We start from the raw sequence: 21,551 nt of genomic DNA on the forward strand, positions 1-21,551 counted from the left end.
CGCGCCCCGGCGGAGCCGGGCGGAACGCGACGCGATCAGCTTCAGGGGCCCGCGGCGGGCGCATCAACTCGCAGCGTTCGCGCAGCGATTCGCCGGGCCCGGCGGATCAGTCGCCCTGCCGGGCCGACCGGAAGCGGGCCAGCCCGTCCGCGAGGGTGATCAGCGGATCCGGGTAGTCGTAGGCCGCCCGCTCCAGCCCGGTCAGGCGCCAGGGTTCGTGGACCGCCGCGCCGCGGAGCCCGGCGAGCTCGGGCACCCAGCGCCGGACGTACGCCCCGTCCGGGTCGTAACGGCGGCCCTGCAGGACCGGGTTGAGGACCCGGTTGGGCCGGGAGTCCGTCCCGGTGCCGGCCACCCACTGCCAGTTGAGCTGGTTGTTCGCCACGTCGCCGTCCACCAGCAGGTCCAGGAAGTGGCGGGCGCCCTCACGCCAGTCGACGTAGAGGGTCTTGGCCAGGAAGGAGGCGGTGATGAGCCGGCCGCGGTTGTGCATCCACCCCTCGTGGGCGAGCTGGCGCATGGCCGCGTCGACCACCGGGTACCCCGTTCTGCCCTCCCGCCAGGCCTGCAGGTCCTCCTCCGCCTCCTTGCCGCGCCGCCACCGGTCACCGCGCGGGCGGTAGTCCTCCAGCGCGCTCTCGGGACGGGCGGCGAGCACCTGCTGGTGGAAGTCCCGCCAGCACACCTGGCGGACGAACGCCGAGGCGCCGGGCCCCTGGTGGCCGCGGGCGCGGAACACCACCTCGGACGCCGACAGCGTGCCGAAGTGCAGGTGCGCCGAGAGCCGGGAGGTGACGTCCCCCGCCAGGTCGTCGTGCCGCTCCTCGTAGCTCCCGACGTGCTCCGACAGCCAGGACCGCAGGGCCGCGCGCCCCTGCCCCTCACCCCCGGTGGCCAGCCCCGCCGACACACCGGACACCTCCGAGCGGCTCGGGACGTCCTGCGACCCCAGCCCGGACGGGACCCGCAGCGCCCGGGGAGCGGGCCAGGGAGTGCGCGGCGGTTCGTCGCTCCAGCGCCTGAAGTAGGGGGTGAAGACGGAGAAGTGGCCGGATCCCTGGGGCGCGACCGCGCCCGGGGGTACCACCGTGTTCACGGCGTCGTGGACGCGCAGCCGGCACCCCTGCGCCTCCAGCGCGCGCCGCAGCCGGGTCTCCCGGGCCCGGGCGAACGCCGAGTACCCGGCCGCCACGTGCACCTCGGAGGCGTCGGTCTCCCGCACCACCCGGCACACCTCGGCCACCGTCCCGCCCGTGCGCAGGACGAGCCGGCCGCCGAGGGAGCGCAGGGACGCGTGCAGGTCGGCGAGGCAGTCGGCGAGGAAGGCCAGCCGGTTGGGCGCGGCGAAGCCGGCCCGGTCCACGGCCGGGTCGCGCACGAACAGCGGCACGACCTCCCCGCCGCCCTCCAGCGCGGCGCGCAGCGGCGGGTGGTCGTGCACCCGCAGATCGGACGTGAACAGGACGACGGCGACGGTCATGGGCCACTCCCGGGCGATCGGCCGCCGGGCACTCACCTGACGGTGCCGGCGGCGTCAGGTCGACTGACACGGACCCTTCCGTCCGGTCCCCTCCGGCGGATGCACCGGCCGGGCGGTGAAAAGAAGACGAGACCGTGGGGGTCGCACGTCCCCACGGTCTCCTCGGCTCGCCCGGACGGTCCATCCCGCGCCGGTCACGGCAGGGCGATGAAGGTCTGGACGGTCGCGGGAAGGGTCCCGCCGTCGCGGACGTTGCCCGTCGCCGGGACCGTCGTGCCGTCGAGCATCCTGGTCAGGTCCACCGCGACCATCCGGGTCGCCCCGTCATTGACCATGAGGGCGATGGCGTGCCCGCCGTTGGGGGACTGGTACGCGATCAGCGTGTGCGGGTCCAGTCCCATCTGGAACCCGCCGCCGGTCTCGCAGGTGACCCAGTTGCCGATGGCCGGGGTCGCTCCGGCGCCCGAGGCCGTCGGCAGGGCCACGGCCGTCAGGGCGTCCCCGCCGAACTCGCCGGTGATCACACCGGTGTGGGTTCCCTGCGCCACCGACGCCGCCGAGGCCGCTGAACTCCGCGGGGGCCAGGATGATCCCGGTGGAGCAGTCCTCGGCGGCCGAGTCGAGTTCCCCGTCCGTCGTCACGGGGTGTTCGAAGAACTGCGGCCTGGTGCACGCGCCCTTGGGGACGTACGCGGTGACGTCGGTGCCGTGGACGTACGCGGAGAGCGGCCCCGACGCCTCGCACGACCCGGGAGGCACGACGGAGGAGGCCGGCTTCCCGCAGACCAGGTAGTGGCTGATCGTCGCCGGACGCCCGCTCGCGGCCGGCGACGCGTGCAGTCCGGTGTCCGACGGCTGGTTGGGCGTACCCGTGTAGCTGTAGGTGTCGTAGGCCGGCGCGCCCTTGACGTAGACCGTGAAACTCGGCGAATCCGTGGTGAAGCCCGGGTACCGATCATTCGCCAGATGCCGAAATGATGAGGCACTCTGGAAGCATGGATCACACCTCCGCACCCGGACCGGCGGATTCCCCGGCTCCCGCCGCCCGGCTCGCCTCGCTGGCCGCGGCCCTGGCCGACGAGACCCGGGCCGCCATCTGCATGACCCTGCTGGAGGGCCGCGCCTGGACCGCCGGCGAGCTGGCCCGGATCACCGGGGTCGCCCCCTCCACCGTCAGCGGGCACCTGACCCGGCTCCTCGACGCGGGGATCTGCGTGACGGAACGGCAGGGGCGCCACAGCTACGTGCGCATCGCCGACGCCGCCACCGCCCGCCTGGTGGACGAACTGGCCTCCTACGCCGTCCCGGGCCGGGACGCGGCGCACACCGTGCCGGTGGTGGCCGCGCCCGATCCGCTGGCCCGGGCCCGCACCTGCTACGACCACTTCGCGGGCCGGCTCGGCATGGCGGTCACGGACGCGATGGGGGAACGGGGGCTGCTGCGCACGGACGCGGTCTTCGAGCTGACCGGCGCCGGACTCGACTGGTGCCGCCGGGCGGGCGTCGACGCGGCCGCCGCGGGCCGGCGGCCGCTCGTGAGCTCCTGCCTGGACTGGACCGAGCGCCGCCGCCACCTGGGCGGCCTCGTCGGGGCACGGCTGTGCGCGCGGGCCCTGGGCGAGGGGTGGGTGGCCCGCCCGGAGGGCGGCGGCCGGGGGCTGCTGGTGACGGAGGCGGGGGAGGCGGCCTTCGGGGAGCTGCTGGGGCTCACTGCGCGGGCCTGGGGCTAGCGGAGGGCCTCACCCCGCGAAGTTGCAGGCGAAATACTTCGGCGAATGCCGAAGTGTTGGGTGTAGGGTCGGAGCCATGAAGACACCTCAGCGTGCCCTGCCGCCCGGCCTCCTCACCGGCGGCGCCGTCTGCTTCACGGTGCTCGCCTGGGCGTCCGCCTTCGTCTCCATCCGCAGCGCGGGAGCCGCCTACTCGCCCGGGGCCCTCGCCCTCGGCAGGCTGCTCGCCGCCTCGCTGACCCTCGTGACGCTCCTCCTCCTGCGCCGCGAGGGCCTGCCCCCGCGCGGCGCCCGGCGCGGCATCCTGGTCTCCGGACTCGTCTGGTTCGCCGGCTACACCGTCGCGCTGAACTGGGGCGAGCGCCTCGTCGACGCCGGCACCGCCTCCCTGCTCGTGAACACCGGACCGATCCTGATGGCGCTCCTCGCGGCGCGCCTGCTCGGCGAGGCCCTGCCGCCGGGACTGCTCACGGGCATGGCCGTCTCCTTCGCCGGGGCCGTGGTCGTCGGCCTGTCCATGTCCTCCGGCGGCGACGGCGCGACCTCCCTGCTCGGGGTGGCCCTGTGCCTGCTCGCGGCGGTCGCGTACGTGACGGGCGTCGTCGCGCAGAAGCCCGCGCTCTCGTTCGGGACGCCCCTGCAGATCACCACCTTCAGCTGCCTCACCGGAGCCGTGGCGTGCCTGCCCTTCACCGGGCGGCTGGTCGCCGAGATCCCCCGGGCCCCGCTCCCCGCGACCCTGAACATGGTCTACCTGGGCGTGGTGCCGACCGCCCTCGCCTTCACCGCCTGGACCTACGCCCTCGCGCGGATGCCCGCCGGGAGGCTGGGCGCGACCACCTACGCCGTACCGGCCGTCGTCGTCGCCCTGAGCTGGGTCCTCCTCGGCGAGGTGCCGGCCTGGCTGACCCTGCTGGGCGGTCTGCTGTGCCTGACCGGGGTGGCCGTCTCCCGCCGCCGCCCCCGCGGGGCCGTCGGGGCGACCGTTCGGGGTGCGGGCATGGGCCGGGCGGCACCTCAGGGGCGCCCGCCGGGCCGGAGGGTGACGGTGAAGGTCCGGCCGTAGGCCCGGCGGGTGTCCACCTCCAGGCGGGTGCCCGTCCGGGCCGGGCGGACGCGCACCCGCGGGTCCCCGCCCACCGGCCGCAGCCACCGGCCCGGCAGCAGCAGGCGCACGGCGGCCCGCTCGGTGGTCGGGTCGGACACCGCGACCCGTACGGTGCCCGGCTCCGCGTCCGCCGGCCGGTACGCGACGATGACCGAGGCCGGTCCGTCCAGGCGCAGGGCGGCGGTCCCGTGCGCTCCGGGGGCGAAGCAGTTGGCGGCGAGCAGCCCGAGGCCGGTGTGCGCCACCGCCTGGAGGCGGGCGGTGTTGGCCAGGACCCGGAGGGGCCCGCCCCGCCTCCCGTAGCCGCGCATGCGGTCCTCGTCCGCGTTCGGCACCAGCGCCCACGCCGCGCACAGCGGCGGCGCGCCCGCCGGAACATCGAAGGCCGCCGTGAACACCCGGCGGGTGACCGGGCCGTCCGGGTTCGCCAGGCGCAGGGTCCGCGGGCTGCCGGTGACCGGGCCCAGGGTGACCCGTACGGGCGGCGAGTCCAGGAACAGGTAGCCGACCGCCGTGCCCCGGGCCGGGTTCGCGTGCCGCAGCCAGCGCAGGTCGCACGCGGCCGGCCCCGCCGCCGGTCCCCCGTAAGGGCGGCCGTCGCGGGTGGCGCCGGTGAGGAGGATCCGGTCGGCCGGATCCGCCGTGCGGGCGTCGACCGTCGTCGTCACCGCCCGCCCGGCGCGGTCCCCGACGTCCGCCGCCAGCACCACGATCTCCTCGTCGAACAGGAACCACGACTTCGTCGACGTCGCGTCGCGGTACACGGCGAAGCCGGACGGCAGCAGCGCCCGGTCCCGGAACGCCGCGTCGTCGCTCTGCACCAGTCCCGCCACCCCGTACGCGCCGAGCACCGTCCCGCCCGACCAGGCCGCGGTGCCGCGCGGGAAGTACACGTAGGCGTTCTGCGACGCGGAGGAGGCCGTGAACGCCAGGGCGTGCGAGGGGTCGTCGTAGTACAGGGCCCCGCCGTACAGCTCGGGCACCGTCCGCCGCCGCTCCACCGGGGCGCTCACCCCGGGCAGGCCGTAGGGGGAGACGGTGGCGTAGTGGCCGAGGCCGTGGCCGGGGCCCTGGTCCTCGCCGGACAGGTACAGGCGGTGCGCCCCGTCACCCTGGAACCACGGCATGAGGTTCTCGCCGTTGAGGTACTCGTACTTGCTGGTCCTCGTCGAGCTGCGGGCCAGCACGAAGGCGTGGCCGGGGCGGCGGTGGACGGTGCGGTCCATGGCGTTGAAGGCGAAGCTGCCGCGCCTGGGCGCCAGGTCCGCCGCCCGCACCGAGGGGTCGGCGAGGAGGCCGGCGTATCGGGCGAAGGCGAGGGGCGAGGCGAAGGCGGCCGGGTCGCCGTCGACCCGGCAGGAGGCGCCCAGATGCTTGGCGTAGGCCCGGAGCGCCTGCGCCGGGGCGCCCGAGGCGAGGGCGGACAGTCCCAGCACGGCCTCGCACAGTACGCGGGTGGTGGCGTAGCCGCCCTGGGGCCGGGTGAGGGCCCGGCCCGTGACGGTCTCCGTGAGCCACCCCTCGAAGACCAGCGGGGCGAAGCCGTCCCGGATCCAGCCCGCCACCGTCGCCACCGCCTCCGGACCCGGCCCCAGGCCCGTCCCGTCGAGGAGCCCCAGCGCCTCCACGACACGGGTGAGCAGCGCCGTGCCGTAGGAGCCGGTGGAGGCGACGGAACCGTGCTGCACGAACGAACCGTCGCGGTGGAAGCCGTCGGTGACGCCGTGCCTCGGGGCGTACGGGTCGAGGGGCGCGAACACCGTCAGCTGGTCGGCGACGGCCTTGCGGATCCGGGCGGGGTCGCCGAGGAGGGCGCCCTGCACCATGCGGTTGGTGGTGATGTCGGCGAGGTTGGCGGCGGTGTGGAACCGCGAGTCCAGGTCCACGTCGCCGCCGACGCCGTGCTCCAGCCGCCGGTCCATCGCCGCGACGTACGCCGCCGGCAGCCCGGGGCGGTGTGCGGCGGCCTCCGGGGCGAGCAGGGCCAGGGTCCGGCCGGCGTGCCGGGGGATGCCGATCTCCCACGTGAACCAGTTGCCGTAGCTGGGCCGGGCCCGCTCGCCGTAGTGTTCTTCGTACAGGCGGACGAGCCCGTCGAGCACGCGCAGCCGTACGGCCGCCGCCTCGGACGGGGCCGCGAACTCCCGGCGGCCGGGCACGCGGGTGGCCAGGGCGATCCCGAAGAGCCTGCGGTACGACTCCTCCAGCCGCGCCTCGGAATCCCCCAGCGGCAGCCCGGCGAACAGTTCCGGGCCCCGGGCCCCGTCCATGGCGGCGAGATCGCGCCGCGCCGCCCGGGCGAAACCGTCGAGCAGCCCGCGGGTCTCGGGACGGCGGTTGGAGGCGGCGGTGCCGGCGAGCAGGCCGGCCAGATTGGCCAGCAGCCGTGCGCACGGGGCGTCCGCACCCGCCGCGGAAGCCTCGGTCCGCCCCGGCAGGACGGGCGCGACGCCGGCGGCGGAAAGGGCGCTCAGCAGCCGCCTGCGCGTGACGTCCACCGGCGCCTCCACCCGACCGAGAACCACCACCCCGCCCCGCCGGCCCACCCCACCACGCCCACCCGCCGCATCCCGGCCGGCACGCGCGGGGGAAGGACCGGCGTCACCCCGAAGGGGGCTGTTCAGCCCTTGCGGACCAGCGGCTGTCCGGCGAAGCTCACACCGGCCAGGCCGTGGGCCACGAGGTTGCGGATGTTGCCGTGGTCGGTGTCCTCCGGCGTCGCCACCACCTTGCGGTAGTGCTCGCCGAAGGCCAGCAGCGCCTCCTGGTCGCTCAGGCCCTCCAGCAGGGCCAGACCCAGGGTCTTGCAGGAACCCTCGTTCTCGCCCGCGGCGTTCTCCAGCGCCCCGTTGCGGAACGCCTGCGGCCGGTACTCGTAGTGCGCGGCGATGAAGGCCAGGGTGTCGGCGAACTCGTGCCCGCCCGACGCCAGGCTCGCCCGCAGCGAGTTCAGATCAGTCATGTCGGTTCCCCTGGGTTGGACGGACGGCCGACTGCCGTCCGTGACCGGACGACAGTACCCCCCTCCAAGCCCGGCGGCGGGAACGTGCCACATCGCGGACGGGCGACGTCTTCGCAGGTCACGACGGATGCCCGGGCGGCTCCCCAAGGCCCGGACGCGTGCCGGGGCGGGACGGGGCGCGGCAGGCGGCCGCGTTGTCAGTGCCGGGCAGCATGATGACCTTCATGACCGAAAACAGTGCCCCGACGCTCTCTCCCGCCGCCTACGCCGAGGCCGTGACCACCGCCCTGGCGGCGTCGGCCGCGTACTACGGAGACGGGACCACCCCGCTCGGCGACGACGAGTACGACGGGCTGCTCCGCGCCATCGCGGCCTACGAGGAGGCCCACCCCGACGAGGTGCTGGCCGAGTCGCCCACCGGCAAGGTGGCGGGCGGGGCCGTGCAGGGCGACGTGCCGCACTCGGCGGCGATGCTCTCCCTCGACAACGTCTTCGACGCCGACGAGCTCGCCGAGTGGGCCGCCGGACTGGAACGGCGTCTGGGGCGCCCCGTGGCCGGATGGTGCGTGGAGCCCAAGCTCGACGGCCTCGCGGTGGCCGCCCGCTACCAGGCCGGAAAGCTCGTCCGGCTCCTCACCCGCGGTGACGGCCTGGCCGGCGAGGACATCACCCACGCCGCCGACGCCGTCCTCGGTCTGCCCCCGGTACTCACCGAACCGGTCGACATCGAGCTGCGCGGCGAGGTGCTCCTGACGACCGCCCAGTTCGAGGAGGCCAACCGGATCCGGCTCGCCCACGAGGCCGCGCCCTTCGCGCACCCGCGCAGCGGCGCGGCCGGCACCCTGCGGGCCAAGGACCGCCCGTACCGGATCGAGCTCACCTTCTTCGCCTACAGCGCGATCGGCCCGGACGGCCTCGGCCACCTCGCCCTGCTGGAGCGGCTGGCCGCGCTCGGCGCGAACACGGCCGCGAGCACGGCCGCCGCCCCGATGCGGTGCGAGACCCTGGAGCAGGCACAGGAGCGCATCGACGTGATCGCGGGCCTGCGCGGTGAACTGCCCTTCGGGATCGACGGCGTCGTCGTCAAGGCCGACGACGCCGAGGACCAGCGGCAGGCCGGCAACGGCTCGCGCGCCCCGAGATGGGCGGTGGCCCGCAAGCTGGCGGCGGAGCACAAGGTGACGCGTCTGCTGGCGGTCGAGTGGAACGTCGGCCGGACCGGGATCATCGCCCCGCGCGCCGTCCTGGAGCCCGTGGTCATCGACGGGGTGACGGTCACCTACGCCACGCTGCACAACCCGTCCGACATCACCCGCCGCGGGCTCATGGTCGGCGACCAGGTGTTCGTCTACCGGGCCGGCGACGTCATCCCCCGGGTCGAGGCACCGCTCGCCGACCAGCGCACCGGCGCCGAGAGCCCGATCGTCTTCCCCGAGGCGTGTCCCCGCTGCGGCGACGCGATCGACACCTCGGAGCAGCGGTGGCGGTGCGTGCGCGGCCGGAGCTGCCAGGCCGTCGCCTCGGTGATCTACGCGGCCGGCCGGGACCAGCTCGACATCGAGGGCCTCGGCGGCACGCGGGCGATCCAGCTGGTGGAGGCGGGCCTGGTCAAGGACATCGCGGACCTGTTCACCCTCACCCGCGAGCAGCTCCTCGCCCTGGAGCGGATGGGCGAGACCAGCGCCGCCAACCTCCTGGCCGCGATCGAGACCGCCCGCGGGGCCGCGCTGAACCGCGTGTTCTGCGCCCTCGGCGTCCGCGGCACCGGGCGCACGATGTCCCGCCGTATCGCCGCGTACTTCGGCTCCATGGCGGCGATCCGGGCCGCCGACGCGGACGCGCTGGCGGAGGTCGACGGCATCGGCACCGAGAAGGCCCGCGTCATCGCGGCCGAACTCGTCGAACTCGCCCCGCTCCTCGACAAGCTCCAGGCCCAGCGGGTCGGCACGCAGATCACCGACCCGCAGAAGCCGGTGGCCGCCCCGGCCGACGCCGAGACCCCGGCCGCGGCGACGGGCGGCCCGCTGGCCGGCGAGGCCGTCGTGGTGACCGGCTCGATGACGGGCCCCCTCGCGGAGCTGTCCCGGAACGAGATGAACGAGCTGATCGAACGGGCCGGCGGCAAGGCCTCGTCGTCGGTGTCCAAGCGCACGACCCTCCTGGTGGCGGGCGAGAAGGCGGGCTCGAAGCGCACCAAGGCCGAGGAACTGGGCATCCGCATCCTCACCCCGGAGGAACTCGCCACCCTCGTAGCGGAGTTCCTCCCCGCCCCCTAGCCGTCGCCGGGCGTAGGAATACCGGGTGGCGGGCGGTGTTGATCAAGGTGTCCGCCGTCCGGCGGGCGTTACGGAGCGGGGGAGGAACCCCATGTCGTATCCGCAGTATCCGGAGCAGGTGTACCACCGCGAGGAGGGGGAGGCCAGCGCAGTCTTCCGGACCGCCGGGACTCCGCCCGAGCTCGGGACCGCCGGTGGCGACGCGATCCACTACCTGGCCACCAAGGAGTCCACGCGGGGCGAGTACGGCCTCTACCGGGTGGAGATGAGCGCGCACGCCGGCGGTCCCAAGCCGCACTTCCACAAGGCCATGTCGGAGTCCTTCTTCATCCTCGACGGCACCGTCCGGGTGTTCGACGGGAAGGACTGGGTCGACGCGGAGAAGGGCGACTTCCTCTTCGTGCCGCAGGGCGGCCTGCACGCCTTCCGCAACGACTCCGACGCCCCGGCCGAGATGCTGATGATCTTCGCCCCGGGTGCTCCGCGCGAGGCGTACTTCGAGGGCCTCGCCGCCCTCGCGGACGCCTCGGACGAGGAGCGGACGGAGTTCTTCGTCCGGCACGACTCGTTCTTCGTCGAGTAGCCCACCCCGTACGGCCGTGGCCGGGAGGGGCGGGAGCGCCGGCCCCTCACCCGGCCCCGGTCTCAGCCGCCCTCCGGCACCGCCAGGGCCAGCAGGGTTCCCGCGTCGTGGGCGAGTCGGGTGCGGGCCTCCTCGTCCCCCGCCAGGTGGTGCAGAAGCTGCTGCTGGAAGAGGCCGTCCAGCATCGCGTACGTCGCGGCCGGTGAGGGGGAGACCCGTGCGTCGGAGAGTTCCGCGTAGCGGGTGACGATCCGCCAGATCATGTCCTGGAGCGTCGCGTCGATCTCCAGGACGTCCGCGCGGAACGACTCCTCGAACAGCGCCTGGGAGCGCAGGTCGTACCAGAGCCGGTGCACGGCGGCGTCCTCCACCAGCGTCTCGGCGAGCCCCGCCGTGAAGCCCGCCCGCAGGTCCCCGGCGGTGTCGCTGTCGGTGACGATCCGGTCGTAGCGGCGGACGCAGTCGGCCTTGTACTGCCGTACGCAGTAGGTGATCAGGTCGACCTTGTCGCGGAAGTAGTAGTGCAGCACGCCGTGCGAGAACGAGGAGTTCTGGGCGATCTCGCGCAGGCTGGTGCGCGCGTACCCCAGCTCGGAGAGCGTCTGCAGCGCGGCGCCGGCCAGTTCGCGGCGCCGCTCCTCGAACTTGTCGACCTGACGGCGCGTGATGCGCTCGCCCTGCCGGTCGGCAACGGCCATCGTGCCGCTTCCCCCTCCGCATGGGCACTGTGAGGTCGCAGTTTAGCCAACACCGCCGTCTTGACAAGCGTCCAAGAAAATCTGGACGAGCGTCCAACAATCTCTTGACGATCGTCCAAAACCGGTCCTACGTTGTGCCGCGCATCACTTCCGACGTGAAGGGACAGGCATCATGGGGCAGTTGGATCTGACGGGCCGGCGCGTACTCGTCACCGGGGCGGCGCGAGGGCTGGGCGCCGGCATGGCGCGGGCGATGGCGGCGGCGGGGGCGTCCGTGATGCTCGGCGACGTCCTGAAGGACGCCGTCGAGCGCACCGCCGCCGAGATCGCCGCGGACACCGGGGCACGCGTGGCCGCCACCGCACTGGACGTGACCCGCGACGAGGAGTGGGCGGCGGCCGTCGCGCACACGACCGCGGAGCTCGGCGGCCTGGACGTGGTCGTCAACAACGCCGGTGTCGAGGTGACCCAGCTCCTCGTCGACACCGACCCGGACGAGATCCGCCGGATGCTCGACGTCAACGTCATCGGCACCATGCTCGGCATCAAGCACGGCCTGCGCGCGATGCGCCGCGGCGGCCCGGCCGGCGGTGACGGCGGGGTGATCGTCAACGTGGCCTCCGTCGCCGCGACCATCGCCTTCCCCGGCATCGCCGGGTACTCCGCCACCAAGTCCGCCGTCGACCGGCTCACCCGCGTCGCCGCCGCCGAGTCCGGCCGCCTCGGCTACGGCGTGCGCGTCAACTGCGTCTACCCGGGGCTGGTCGCCACCGACATGGGCGTCAAGCTGGCCGTCGAGACCTCCGGGCTCGGCCTGTTCGACGGGCCCGAGGCCGCCGTCGGGGCCGTCGTGGCGCTCACCCCCTCGGGGCGCCTCGGCGAGGTGGCGGACATGGCCGACGCCGTGGTCTTCCTGGCCTCGGACGCCTCCCGGTTCGTCAACGGCGCCGGCCTGCCGGTCGACGGCGGGATGGGCATGTGAGCACCGCGATGACGCAGAACACCACCCACCTGACCGCCGGCACCCGAGTGGACGAGAGCACCGACATGAACGACGTGAACGAGGCGACCGAGACGGCCGAGAGCCGGCCGGGCCGGACCGGCCCCGCCAAGAGGCCCGTCGTCGTCTACGGCGCCTCCGGGTACACCGGCCGACTGATCTGCGAGTACCTGCGCGAGTACCGCGTCCCCTTCATCGCGGCCGGCCGTGACGCCAAGAAGGTCCGGGAGGTCGTCGAGCGGATCCCCGGCATCGAGACGGCCGACTACGAGGTGGCCGAGGTCTCCCACGACGTCGACTCGCTCACCGCCCTGTTCAGCGGCGCCCGGGTCGTCTGCTCCACCGTGGGCCCCTTCATCAAGTACGGCCCCGACACCGCGGAGGCCGCGCTGCGCGCCGGCTGCCACTTCCTGGACACCACCGGCGAGCAGGACTGGACGCTGCTCGCGCGGCGGGAGTACGGCCGGCGCTTCGCCGACGCCGGGCTCCTGCTCTCTCCCGGCATCGCGCAGATGTACACCACCGGCGAGATCGCGGCGAACGTGGCCCTGGAGGCCGGCCCCGGCCTGGACACCCTCGACATGCTGGTGCTGTGGAAGGGCTTTCCCACGTACGCCTCCACACAGACCATCTTCACGATCCTCAAGGCCGACTGGTACCACCTCGTCGACAACGAGTACGTCGCCTGGGACCACCAGGCCACCCGCGAGTGCGTCGTCCCCGGGCGGCACGGCACCGCCCTGACCGTGCCCTGGGGCGGCACCCTGCACCCCGTCTGGTTCAAGGACGACCCGCGCGTGGCGACCTGCACCGTCACCGGCGGGGTCATGGACCGCGCCGTGATGGACGGGGTGATCGCCACCACCGCCATGTTCGAGGAGCGGATCCGCCCCCTGGACCCCGAGGCCCAGGAGGCGGCCCTCTCCGAGATCGCCTCCGGGCTCCAGGCCGACATGCCGCCCCGCGAGAACCCCCGCACCAACACCTCCATCGACTCCGTGTACGCCTCCGGCCCGCTCGGCCGCGTCCACGTGGCGCTGCACGGCAACTCCAACTACAAGCAGACCGGCCTCCTCCAGGCGTACGCCGCCTACTCGCTCCTCCAGCAGCCGCCGCGCCGGGCCGGGTTCGCCTCGGCCTGCCAGGCGTTCGGGTACCGCGAACTGCTCGGCGTGCTCAAGAACTTCGGCCTGGTGATGGACCCGATCGTCACGGCCCACGCGTGATGTCCCCCGTCGACCACCTGGACAAGGGCGCCTCGCTGGGCGCCGGCGCGGTGTGCCTGGCCGGGCCCGGTCGCACCATGACCTACGCGGAGGTCCAGGACCACTCGTACGCGGTCGCCGGGGCGCTGGCCCGCTCCGGCGTCGCGCCCGGCGAATCCGTCGCGATCCTCTCCCACAACGACGTCACCGCGTTCGCGACGATGTTCGGCATCGCCCGGCGCGGCGCCGTCTGGTGTCCCGTCAACCCGCGCGGTACGGCCGCCGAGACCCGGCAGCTGCTCGACCTCTTCGACTGCCGCTGCCTGGTCTTCCACCCCGCGTACGCCGAGCAGGTCGCCGAGATGGCCCCGCACCTGCCGAAGGTGACCGTCTTCGTGTGCCTGGACGACAGCGTCGAGGGGTACCCGTCGCTGGAGCGGTGGACGGCGGACGGGCCGGACGCGGACGCCGCCCGGCCCCTGCCGGAGGGCCTGGCGATGCTCGTCGGCACGGGCGGGACGACCGGGGAGCCCAAGGGGGTGATGCTCACCGCCGGGAACCTGGAGGCCATGACCGCGCTCACCCTGATCGGCTACCCCTTCGAGGGCCGCCCGACGTATCTCGCGCTCACGCCCCTCACCCACGCCGCCGGGGTGCTGTGCTTCCCCGTCCTCGCCCTCGGCGGGCGGATCCTCGTCATGAGCACACCCGATGTAGGGGAGTTCCTGCGGCTGATCGGGAGCGAGCGCGTCACCCACACCTTCCTCCCGCCGACCGTCATCTACGCGCTCCTCGACCACGAGCGGGCCGCGACCACGGACTACTCATCGCTCCAGTGCCTCTGGTACGGGGCGGCGCCGATGTCCCCGACCCGGCTGGAGGAGGCCATCGGGCTGATGGGGCCCGTGCTGGGGCAGCTCTTCGGGCAGACCGAGGCTCCGATGATGATCGCGACGATGCACCCGCGCGACCACGTGGACCCGGACGGCAGGGTCCTGGCCCACAGGCTCTCGGCGGCGGGCCGGCCCGGCCCGCTGGTCACCGTGGCCGTCATGGGCGAGGACGGCCGCACGGTGGCGGCGGGGGAGCGCGGGGAGATCGTGGTGCGCGGCTCCCTGGTGATGGCCGGCTACTACAAGGACCCCGCGGCCACCGCCGAGGCCTCCCGGTTCGGCTGGCACCACACCGGCGACATCGGGTTCCTGGACGAGGAGGGGTTCCTGCACGTCGTCGACCGGGCCAAGGACATGATCATCACCGGTGGGTTCAACGTGTACTCGGCCGAGGTCGAGCAGGCCCTGATGGAACACCCCGCCATCGCCGACTGCGCGGTGGTGGGCCTGCCCGACGACCGGTGGGGCGAACGCGTGACGGCGGTCCTCCAACTCCGCCCGGGCGCCGCGCTGGAGGGGGCCGGGGTCATCGCCTTCGGCAAGGAGCGCCTCGGCTCCGTCAAGGCGCCCAAGCAGGTGGAGATCTGGCCGGACCTGCCGCGCTCGAGGGTGGGCAAGGTGCTCAAGAGCGAGGTGAGGCGAAGGCTGGTGTGAGGGGCCGTCACCTCCCCCTGGCTACATATGCCGGTGACTGACATATAGTGATCACATGAGTGATCGTGCGATGCAGGAACCGACCCTGCTCCTCCTCACCGCGCTCGCGGACGAACCACGTCACGGCTACGCGATCGCGCGCGAGGTGGAGGCCATCTCCGGCGGGCGGGTCAAGATGCGGACCGGCACGCTGTACGGCGCGCTGGAACGCCTGTTGCAGCAGGGGCTGATCGAGGTCCACCGCGAGGAGGTCGTCGACAGCCGGCTGCGGCGCACCTACACCCTGACCTCCCCCGGGCGGGCGGCCCTCGCCGCCGAGGCCGAGCGGATCGCGGCCACCGCGCGCGAGGCGACCCGGCGGCTGGGCGCGGCCGGCAAGGCGGCCACCGCGTGAACCCCGTACTCCTGCGGCTGTACCCGCCCGGCTTCCGGCGCGCGTTCGGCGACGAGATAGCCGAGGCCTACCGCGAGGCGACCGTGGAGGCGGGCCCGCGCGCCCGCCTCCGCGAGGCCGCCGACATCGTCGCGCACGCCCTGCGGCTGCGCCTCGGCCTCGGCTCCGCCCACGCCGGCGGGCGGCTCTCCGCGAGCGCCGCCCCCTTCGCCCTGGCCACGACCGCCGCGTACGCCGCCTTCAACCTCATCGGCACCGCCGGCGACTGGTACGTCATGCGCATCGCCGGGACCGCCGGCAACGCGGCCCCGCTCGTCAGCCTGATGAACGGCGGCTACCTGCTGACCCTGATCGGGGCGGTCGTCGCGCTGGCCGGGCGCTCCTACGTACCCGGCGTGCTCTGCGCGACCGCCGGGGCCGCGGCCGCCTCGGTGAGCTTCCTCCTGCCGATCTGGCACCTGTCGCCCGAACTGCGGTGGGACATCATCGGCTTCCTGTGTGCGCCCGTCCTCATCGCGGCCCTCCCGTTGGCCTGCCCGCCGGACCTGCGGCCGGCCCGCCGGGTGCGGAGCCGGGCGGGCGTGCTCGCCCTGGTGGCCTGGGCCGTCCTGCTGGTGGCCCTCATGGTCGTGACCGACCCGCTCGGCATCGGGCTCGTCCTGCCCTGGCGGTTCGGCGTCCCGCTCGTCGCCGCCCTCGTCCTGGCGGGCCGTCAGGCCTTCGCGGAGATCCGCAGCACGGCCGCGCTCGCCTTCGCCTCCGCGCCCCTGCTGGGCACGCTGTACTTCTCGGGCTGGGTGGGCACCGAGGAGGTCCTCACCACCGCCGGCGCCGTCGTCGTGACGGCCGTGGCCCTGCGCATCCGCCGCGGAAACGGCCCCGACACCCCGAACCCGGCCTGACCGCCGGCGGGTAGCCGGGGGGGCACTACCCCCGCCCGGTACCGAGCCACCTGAACCGGCCCTGACCGCCGTCCCGTAGCCGGGGGGCGCCTAACCCCGCCCCGCGCCCGCCGCCCGGTGGCCCGGAGCGGTGTGCCCTCCTCCTTCCCCAACCGGCGGACCGCTGTCCGTGTCCGCCCCGCCACAGGAGCTCCCATGCCCGAGTCCGCACTGCGCGAAGCCGCCCGTACCACGCTCCGCCCCGGCCGGTCCGCGAGAGCGCGGTCGGCGGACGCTCCGGACGGCGGCGGGCGCCTCGCCGCGATCGACGGGCTGCGGCTGCTCGCCGCCATCGCGGTGGCGGCCTACCACTACCTGGGCACCCCCACCCCCCGCTTCTGGGGCGAACACCACGACCTGCCGCAGGCCGCCCCGCTGCTCCACGCCGTCAGCGGCTACGGCTGGCTCGGGGTCGAGGCGTTCTTCCTCATCAGCGGCTTCGTCATCTGCATGAGCTGCTGGGGACGCACCCCGGCGCAGTTCGCCGTCTCCCGCATCGCCCGCCTGTTCCCGCTCTACTGGGCGGTCGTGCTGATCGTCGTCGCCATGGGCACCGTCACCGTGCTCGCCGGACAGCGGTCCGGGGCACCCACGGACCTGCGCACCACCCTCGGCAACCTGACGATGATCCCCGGCCCGCTGGGCGTGGACTTCACCGCCGGCGTCGCCTGGACCCTCTGGGTGGAGGCCCGCTTCTACCTCCTCATGGCCGCTCTGCTGCTCATCGGCCTGACTTATCTGCGCGTCGTCGCCTTCGGGTTCCTCTGGCTGGTCCTGGCGTCCGTCGGCCGCGAACTGGACTCCGCCGTCCTCGACGAGATCCTGCTGAGCCAGTACGCCGGACTCTTCGTGGCGGGCATCGCCTGCCACCTGATGCACCGCTTCGGCCCCAACCTGCTGCTGTGGCTGCTGACCGGCTTCGCCTGGTGCTACACCCTGACCGTCCTCGACGACCGGGTGGCCACGCACCCCACGTCCAACTGGGTGCTCAGTGCGAGCGTCCTCACCGGCTTCCTCGTCCTGCTCGCCCTGGCCGCACTCAGCCGGCTGCGCCACCTCTCCTGGCGGCCCCTCGTCTACGCCGGTGCGCTGACCTACCCCTTCTACCTGGTCCACCAGAGCGTGGGCGTACCCGTCAGCCGCGGCGTCCTGAAGGCCCTCCCGTCCCTCGGCCTGCTGCCCTGCGTCGCCGCCGGCCTCCTCTTCTCCCTGCTGCTGGCCGCCGTACTGAACCGCCAGGTGGACCGCGGGCTCGGGCCGCTCCTGCGCCGCCACCTCACCAGGGCCCTGGACCCGGCCCCGCCGCGGGACCGGTGACGCGGGATTCCGCGGCGGACGGCCCGCCCTGCGATCATGGCGGGGCACGGAACACGGAACGAGGGAGCGGCAGTACATGGAGATCGAGAGGCCGGGCCGGCCCGAGGACCTGCCGGCGGCCGAACTGCTCTGGGCCCGCTGGGCCCTGACCGCCGTACTCGAGGCCAGTGAGAAGGGGGAGAACACGCCCTTCGTGCACCGCAGCGGTGCCTGGATCGACGACGAGGGACTCCACCTCGACGACAGCGGCTGCACCTGGTGGACCCTCGCGCCGATGGGCGGGGGCCGCTACGCGCTCTACGGCGAGGACGAGTCCAGCGCCGTCAAGTGGCACAAGCCCGCGATCGACATGCTGGCGCAGGCGCCCGACTGGCTGCCGTTCGAGCGGCTGCGGGACCTCCTGGAAGGCTGGGAACTCGGCTGCGTCTACTGGTACGAGGACGGCGCCTGGGCCCGCGCGCCCTACCCGCAGGGGCTGGACGACGACGGCCTCGACTGCGGGATGAGCCGCTACGCGGTGCGCGCGGAGGCCGTGGACCTGCTGGTCAACGCCGACCGGGGCGTGCCCCGTGAGCGCGCGCTGCGGCTGTTGGAGGCGGCGGAGGCCTACCGCGTCACCGCCTCCGAGATCGAGGCGGTCCTCGACGACGTCTACGCGGACGCGGACGCGTACACGGCCGGGGACCGCGCGGCGGTGCTGCGCGCGCTGGAGCGCACCGGCCTGTCCGGTCCCCGCTGACCCCCGCAGGCGGCCCCGGAGCGGCTCGCTCGCAGGTTTGAGCCGATTCCGGGGCCGTCGCGCGTTTCCTTGACGTTTCAGCGTCTTCGGCGTTACGCAGCTCAGCCGACTGATCGAGAATCATGACGGGGCCCCGAACGGCGCGTACGCAGCCGGTTGGCCCCTTGGCGGAATCGAACTCTTTACCGCGGCCGATGTACCGGGAAGGCTGTGGGGCGTGAGCGAGGCGCTGATAGCGTCCCTCGCGAAACACGAACGCCGAACCGTTCGCCCAGACCCCTCGACTCCCATCGAAATCGGATTGCTTCCTTTCTCAGGAGTCCCTGCAGGCGCAATTCCGAACGACCGCCGGTGAATTACCACCGCGCGCACCATCCCCGCGCTTCCTTTCCGCGCCGGTTGACACCATCCGGACTTCCAACAACACCGTGCGCTCGCCGAATCCAGTGACGTCGACCGGGCGCCGGCTGTACGTTTTTCCTTACCGAAGGCATATTCCAACCAGCGGTCCTCGCCGTTGAGAGGGACGGGCATGACGAGCCACGCAACCGAAGTCGACCTCGAAGAACTCCTCCGACAGGCCCTGGACTCCACGGGCCAGGGCGCGCGTTGGACCACCGACACGGACGACATGTGGTGCCGCCTCACGCCCCCGTCGGCGACCCTGCCCGAGCAGGGCTGGAAACTCCACGTCTCGGCGACGGCCGCCTCCGCGCCGGCCGTCCTCACGCAGGCCCTCGGCGTGCTGCTGCGGGACGGGTCGGTCTTCAAGTTCGCCCGCTCCCTGGACCAGGTGAGCGCACTCAACTCCCGTGCCACGCCCCGGGGCAACTCCGGCAAGTTCATCACCGTCTACCCCGGCTCCGACACCGACGCGGCCCGGATCGCGCTCGCACTGCACACGGCCACGGCCGGACTGCCCGGTCCCCGGATCCTCTCGGACCAGCCCTACGCCGCGAACAGCCTGGTCCACTACCGCTACGGCGCCTTCGTCGGCCGGCGCAGGCTCTCCGACGAGGGACTGCTCGTCTGGTACGTCGAGGACCCCGACGGCAACCCCGTCGAGGACGTACGCGCCGGGCAGTACGCGCCCCCGGCCTGGGCGGTCAGCCCCTTCCCCGCGTCGGTGCCGGCCCCGCGCCCCGCGCGGGAGGCGGCGAAGGAACCGGTCCTGCTCGGCGGCCGCTTCTCGGTCCGGGAGGCGATCCGGCACACCAACAAGGGCGGCGTCTACCGGGGCACGGACGTCACCACGGGCGCGCCGGTGGTCATCAAGGAGGCCCGCCCGCACGTGGAGACCGACGCCACGGGCCGCGACGTCCGCGACTGGCTGCGCGCCGAGGCCAGAGCCCTGGAGGAACTCGGCGGCACCGGCCTGGCCCCGGAACCCCTCGCCGTGTTCGACCACGCCGGACACCTGTTCCTCGCCCAGGAGGAGATACCGGGGATACCCCTGCGCACCTGGGTCGCCGAGCACTTCCGCGACGTCGGCGCCGAACGCTACCGCGCCGACGCCCTCACCCAGGCGGGCCGCCTGATCGACCTCCTGGCCGCGGCCCACGCGCACGGCTGCGTCCTCAGGGACTTCACCCCCGGCAACATCATGGTCCGCCCGGACGGCGAACTGCGCCTCATCGACCTCGAACTCGCCGTCCTCAAGGGCGACACCGCCCTGCCCACGACCGTCGGCACCCCCGGGTTCAGCGCGCCCGAACGCCTGGCGGACGCCCCCGTCTCCCCGACGGCCGACTACTACAGCCTCGGCGCCGCCGTGTGTCTCGTCCTCATGGGCAAGGTGCCCCACCAGCTGCCCGAACGCCCCGCCGGCCGCACCGCCGACCAGCGGCTCGCCGAATGGCTGGCCGCCGCCGGCGCCGCGTTCCCCCTGCCCGACGGCCTGCCCGAGATGATCCTCGGACTGATGAGGGACGACCCGGCCGACCGCTGGGACCCGGCCACCGCCCGCGCGGCCCTGCGCACCACCGTGCGCGTGAGCACGCCGCGCCCCGCCGCCGCCCCGCCGCCGCCCGACGCGACGCGGGCCGCGGTGGCGGGCATCGTCGACCACCTCCTCGACTCGATGACCCCGAAGGACGCGCCGCGGCTGTGGCCCGTGTCCACCAAGGCGGGGGAGGCGGACCCCTGTACGGTCCAGCAGGGCGCGGCCGGCGTACTCGCCGTCCTGACCCGCTACCACCGCCTCACCGACGACCCCCGCCTCCCCGAGGCGATATCCACCGCGGGCCGCTGGATCGCCGACCGGACGGACACCCGCTCCATCCGGCCCGGCCTGCACTTCGGCGGACGGGGGACCGCCTGGGCCCTGTACGAGGCCGCACGCGCCGTCGAGGACCGCGCCCTCGCGGACCACGCGACGGCCCTGGCCCTGGCCCCGCAGGAACCCACGCTCAGCCACGACATCACCCACGGCCAGGCCGGCAGCGGACTGGCCGCCGCCCACCTGTGGCACCGCACCGGAGACCCCCGGTTCGCCGGACTCGTCACCGAGGCCGCCGACCGGCTGGCCGCCGCGGCACGGCCCGCGCCCTCCGGCGTCAGCTGGCCCGTCCCGGCGGAATCCGCCCTCGCCTCCGAGGCCGGCAAACGCTACCTCGGCTTCGCCCACGGGACGTCCGGCATCGGATACTTCCTGCTCGAAGCCGCCGCCGTCACGGACCGCGCCGAGTACCTCGACCTGGCCGTGTCGGCCGGTGAGGAACTGGTGGCGGCGGCGGTCCGGGTCGGCGGCGCGGCCCAGTGGCCGACGCAGGCCGGCGACCCGCCGACGGCCCCGTACTGGTGCCACGGCGCGGCGGGCATCGGCACCTTCCTGCTCCGGCTCTGGCAGGCCACCGGGGACGACCGCTACGGCGAACTCGCCCGCGGTGCCGCCCGGGCCGTCGTGGAGCGCGCCTCCCGCGCCCCCCTCGCCCAGTGCCACGGGCTCGCGGGCAACGGGGACTTCCTCCTCGACCTGGCCTCGGCCACCGCCGACCCCGCCTACCACGCGATGGCCGAGGACCTGGCCCGCCTCATCGCGACCGAACGGGCCCACCGCGACGGCCACGTCGTCTTCCCCACCGAGTACGGGGACGTCTCGACGAGCTGGAGCGACGGCAGTGCGGGCATCCTCGCGTTCCTGCTGAGGACCCGCCACACGGACTCCCGGCACTGGACCATCCAGCAGCCGGGCTGACGGCAGGGAACCTGCCGCCACCTCACAGAGAAGGAGAAAGCCATGGAGACCCGCGACTTCGAACTGCTGGCCGACCTGCACGCCCTTCCCGAGACCGACCCGGTCGGCGCCGACGGCGCCTTCGCCGACACCTGCGCCTGCGTCGGCATCCTGACCCTCCTCAACACGGTCTGTGTGGGCATCAGCTGCGCCTGACCCGGGACGGGGCCCCTTCGGCTCCGCCACCGCCCGGCCGCCCCGACGACGAGCACCGGGTCGGCGAGGCACCGGGAGACGGCCCCCGCGAGCGGACGGAACCCCGTACCGCCCGCCCGCGCGGGAGCGAGACGAAGGGGTCCTGAGGACCTCCGGCCGGCGGCCGCCCACAGCGGCGCC

The 21,551-nt window shown here is 74.1% G+C and carries 19 protein-coding genes; 14 read left to right on the forward strand and 5 right to left on the reverse strand.

Annotated elements, in window-relative coordinates:
* Positions 1-106 precede the first annotated feature (106 nt).
* Together AB0O29_RS15675 and AB0O29_RS15680 are read right to left on the reverse strand one after the other, a co-directional pair.
* Entirely contained in the window at positions 107-1,480 is a 1,374-nt protein-coding gene (locus tag AB0O29_RS15675) for a deoxyribodipyrimidine photo-lyase (protein ID WP_365151851.1), read from the reverse strand.
* 194 nt (positions 1,481-1,674) lie between these two features.
* On the reverse strand, positions 1,675-2,028 hold the full coding sequence (locus AB0O29_RS15680) for a hypothetical protein (protein WP_365151853.1): 354 nt from the start codon (positions 2,026-2,028) through the stop codon (positions 1,675-1,677).
* A gap of 47 nt (positions 2,029-2,075) precedes the next feature.
* Between AB0O29_RS15680 and AB0O29_RS15685 the strand changes: the two genes are divergently transcribed.
* From AB0O29_RS15685 to AB0O29_RS15695, 3 genes are all read left to right on the forward strand, one after another.
* The gene (locus AB0O29_RS15685; RefSeq protein ID WP_365151855.1) at positions 2,076-2,273 is read left to right on the forward strand and encodes a hypothetical protein; all 198 of its coding nucleotides are present in this window, start codon (positions 2,076-2,078) and stop codon (positions 2,271-2,273) included.
* 202 nt (positions 2,274-2,475) lie between these two features.
* The gene (locus AB0O29_RS15690) at positions 2,476-3,210 is read left to right on the forward strand and encodes a helix-turn-helix domain-containing protein (RefSeq protein WP_365151857.1); all 735 of its coding nucleotides are present in this window, start codon (positions 2,476-2,478) and stop codon (positions 3,208-3,210) included.
* A gap of 76 nt (positions 3,211-3,286) precedes the next feature.
* A complete protein-coding gene (locus AB0O29_RS15695) occupies positions 3,287-4,276 on the forward strand; it encodes a DMT family transporter (protein ID WP_365151859.1) in 990 nt (329 codons plus the stop codon).
* Here AB0O29_RS15695 and AB0O29_RS15700 read toward each other — a convergent pair.
* Both AB0O29_RS15700 and AB0O29_RS15705 read right to left on the reverse strand, forming a co-directional pair.
* Positions 4,228-6,816 (reverse strand): polysaccharide lyase family 8 super-sandwich domain-containing protein, encoded by a 2,589-nt coding sequence (locus tag AB0O29_RS15700; protein WP_365151861.1) that lies wholly within the window; start codon positions 6,814-6,816, stop codon positions 4,228-4,230. The genes AB0O29_RS15695 and AB0O29_RS15700 overlap by 49 nt on opposite strands.
* Before the next feature lie 122 nt (positions 6,817-6,938).
* A complete protein-coding gene (locus AB0O29_RS15705; protein ID WP_365151863.1) occupies positions 6,939-7,280 on the reverse strand; it encodes a HopJ type III effector protein in 342 nt (113 codons plus the stop codon).
* A 224-nt stretch (positions 7,281-7,504) separates the two neighbouring features.
* Between AB0O29_RS15705 and ligA the strand changes: the two genes are divergently transcribed.
* Together ligA and AB0O29_RS15715 are read left to right on the forward strand one after the other, a co-directional pair.
* Positions 7,505-9,556, forward strand: coding sequence for an NAD-dependent DNA ligase LigA (gene ligA / locus AB0O29_RS15710; RefSeq protein WP_365151865.1), 2,052 nt, complete (start codon positions 7,505-7,507; stop codon positions 9,554-9,556).
* 91 nt (positions 9,557-9,647) lie between these two features.
* Positions 9,648-10,139, forward strand: coding sequence for a cupin domain-containing protein (locus AB0O29_RS15715; RefSeq protein WP_365151867.1), 492 nt, complete (start codon positions 9,648-9,650; stop codon positions 10,137-10,139).
* 62 nt (positions 10,140-10,201) lie between these two features.
* Here AB0O29_RS15715 and AB0O29_RS15720 read toward each other — a convergent pair whose 3' ends face one another.
* A complete protein-coding gene (locus tag AB0O29_RS15720; RefSeq protein WP_365151869.1) occupies positions 10,202-10,837 on the reverse strand; it encodes a TetR/AcrR family transcriptional regulator in 636 nt (211 codons plus the stop codon).
* Positions 10,838-11,009: 172 nt separating this feature from the next.
* On the opposite strand from AB0O29_RS15720, the gene AB0O29_RS15725 reads away from it, so the two are divergent.
* From AB0O29_RS15725 to AB0O29_RS15765, 9 genes are all read left to right on the forward strand, one after another.
* Positions 11,010-11,819, forward strand: coding sequence for an SDR family NAD(P)-dependent oxidoreductase (locus tag AB0O29_RS15725; RefSeq protein ID WP_365151871.1), 810 nt, complete (start codon positions 11,010-11,012; stop codon positions 11,817-11,819).
* Positions 11,816-13,063 carry a DUF5938 domain-containing protein gene (locus AB0O29_RS15730; RefSeq protein ID WP_365151873.1) on the forward strand — a complete coding sequence of 416 codons (1,248 nt, stop codon included), beginning with the start codon at positions 11,816-11,818 and terminating at the stop codon, positions 13,061-13,063. The genes AB0O29_RS15725 and AB0O29_RS15730 overlap by 4 nt, the downstream gene beginning before the upstream one ends.
* Positions 13,063-14,589: an AMP-binding protein gene (locus tag AB0O29_RS15735; protein WP_365151875.1), complete on the forward strand. Its 1,527-nt coding sequence runs from the start codon at positions 13,063-13,065 to the stop codon at positions 14,587-14,589. The genes AB0O29_RS15730 and AB0O29_RS15735 overlap by 1 nt, the downstream gene beginning before the upstream one ends.
* 55 nt (positions 14,590-14,644) lie before the next feature.
* Positions 14,645-14,983: a helix-turn-helix transcriptional regulator gene (locus AB0O29_RS15740; RefSeq protein WP_365151877.1), complete on the forward strand. Its 339-nt coding sequence runs from the start codon at positions 14,645-14,647 to the stop codon at positions 14,981-14,983.
* Positions 14,980-15,885: a hypothetical protein gene (locus tag AB0O29_RS15745; RefSeq protein WP_365151879.1), complete on the forward strand. Its 906-nt coding sequence runs from the start codon at positions 14,980-14,982 to the stop codon at positions 15,883-15,885. Before AB0O29_RS15740 ends, AB0O29_RS15745 begins: the two co-directional genes overlap by 4 nt.
* Before the next feature lie 195 nt (positions 15,886-16,080).
* A complete protein-coding gene (locus AB0O29_RS15750; protein ID WP_365151881.1) occupies positions 16,081-17,241 on the forward strand; it encodes an acyltransferase in 1,161 nt (386 codons plus the stop codon).
* 76 nt (positions 17,242-17,317) lie between these two features.
* On the forward strand, positions 17,318-17,980 hold the full coding sequence (locus AB0O29_RS15755) for a hypothetical protein (protein ID WP_365151883.1): 663 nt from the start codon (positions 17,318-17,320) through the stop codon (positions 17,978-17,980).
* A gap of 532 nt (positions 17,981-18,512) precedes the next feature.
* On the forward strand, positions 18,513-21,176 hold the full coding sequence (gene lanL / locus AB0O29_RS15760; protein WP_365151885.1) for a class IV lanthionine synthetase LanL: 2,664 nt from the start codon (positions 18,513-18,515) through the stop codon (positions 21,174-21,176).
* Between the two features lie 42 nt (positions 21,177-21,218).
* A complete protein-coding gene (locus tag AB0O29_RS15765) occupies positions 21,219-21,371 on the forward strand; it encodes a VenA family class IV lanthipeptide (RefSeq protein ID WP_365151887.1) in 153 nt (50 codons plus the stop codon).
* Positions 21,372-21,551: the final 180 nt, after the last annotated feature.

The sequence above is a fragment of the Streptomyces sp. NPDC089915 genome, assembly GCF_040684675.1.
Lineage (GTDB): Bacteria > Actinomycetota > Actinomycetes > Streptomycetales > Streptomycetaceae > Streptomyces.

Coding starts and splice junctions, on each gene's coding strand:
- AB0O29_RS15675 (WP_365151851.1), bottom strand. CDS start 1,480: ATGACCGTCGCCGTCGTCCTGTTCACGTCCGATCTGCGGGTGCACGAC.
- AB0O29_RS15690 (WP_365151857.1), top strand. CDS start 2,476: ATGGATCACACCTCCGCACCCGGACCGGCGGATTCCCCGGCTCCCGCC.
- AB0O29_RS15695 (WP_365151859.1), top strand. CDS start 3,287: ATGAAGACACCTCAGCGTGCCCTGCCGCCCGGCCTCCTCACCGGCGGC.
- AB0O29_RS15705 (WP_365151863.1), bottom strand. CDS start 7,280: ATGACTGATCTGAACTCGCTGCGGGCGAGCCTGGCGTCGGGCGGGCAC.
- ligA (WP_365151865.1), top strand. CDS start 7,505: ATGACCGAAAACAGTGCCCCGACGCTCTCTCCCGCCGCCTACGCCGAG.
- AB0O29_RS15715 (WP_365151867.1), top strand. CDS start 9,648: ATGTCGTATCCGCAGTATCCGGAGCAGGTGTACCACCGCGAGGAGGGG.
- AB0O29_RS15720 (WP_365151869.1), bottom strand. CDS start 10,837: ATGGCCGTTGCCGACCGGCAGGGCGAGCGCATCACGCGCCGTCAGGTC.
- AB0O29_RS15725 (WP_365151871.1), top strand. CDS start 11,010: ATGGGGCAGTTGGATCTGACGGGCCGGCGCGTACTCGTCACCGGGGCG.
- AB0O29_RS15735 (WP_365151875.1), top strand. CDS start 13,063: ATGTCCCCCGTCGACCACCTGGACAAGGGCGCCTCGCTGGGCGCCGGC.
- AB0O29_RS15740 (WP_365151877.1), top strand. CDS start 14,645: ATGAGTGATCGTGCGATGCAGGAACCGACCCTGCTCCTCCTCACCGCG.
- AB0O29_RS15750 (WP_365151881.1), top strand. CDS start 16,081: ATGCCCGAGTCCGCACTGCGCGAAGCCGCCCGTACCACGCTCCGCCCC.
- AB0O29_RS15755 (WP_365151883.1), top strand. CDS start 17,318: ATGGAGATCGAGAGGCCGGGCCGGCCCGAGGACCTGCCGGCGGCCGAA.
- lanL (WP_365151885.1), top strand. CDS start 18,513: ATGACGAGCCACGCAACCGAAGTCGACCTCGAAGAACTCCTCCGACAG.
- AB0O29_RS15765 (WP_365151887.1), top strand. CDS start 21,219: ATGGAGACCCGCGACTTCGAACTGCTGGCCGACCTGCACGCCCTTCCC.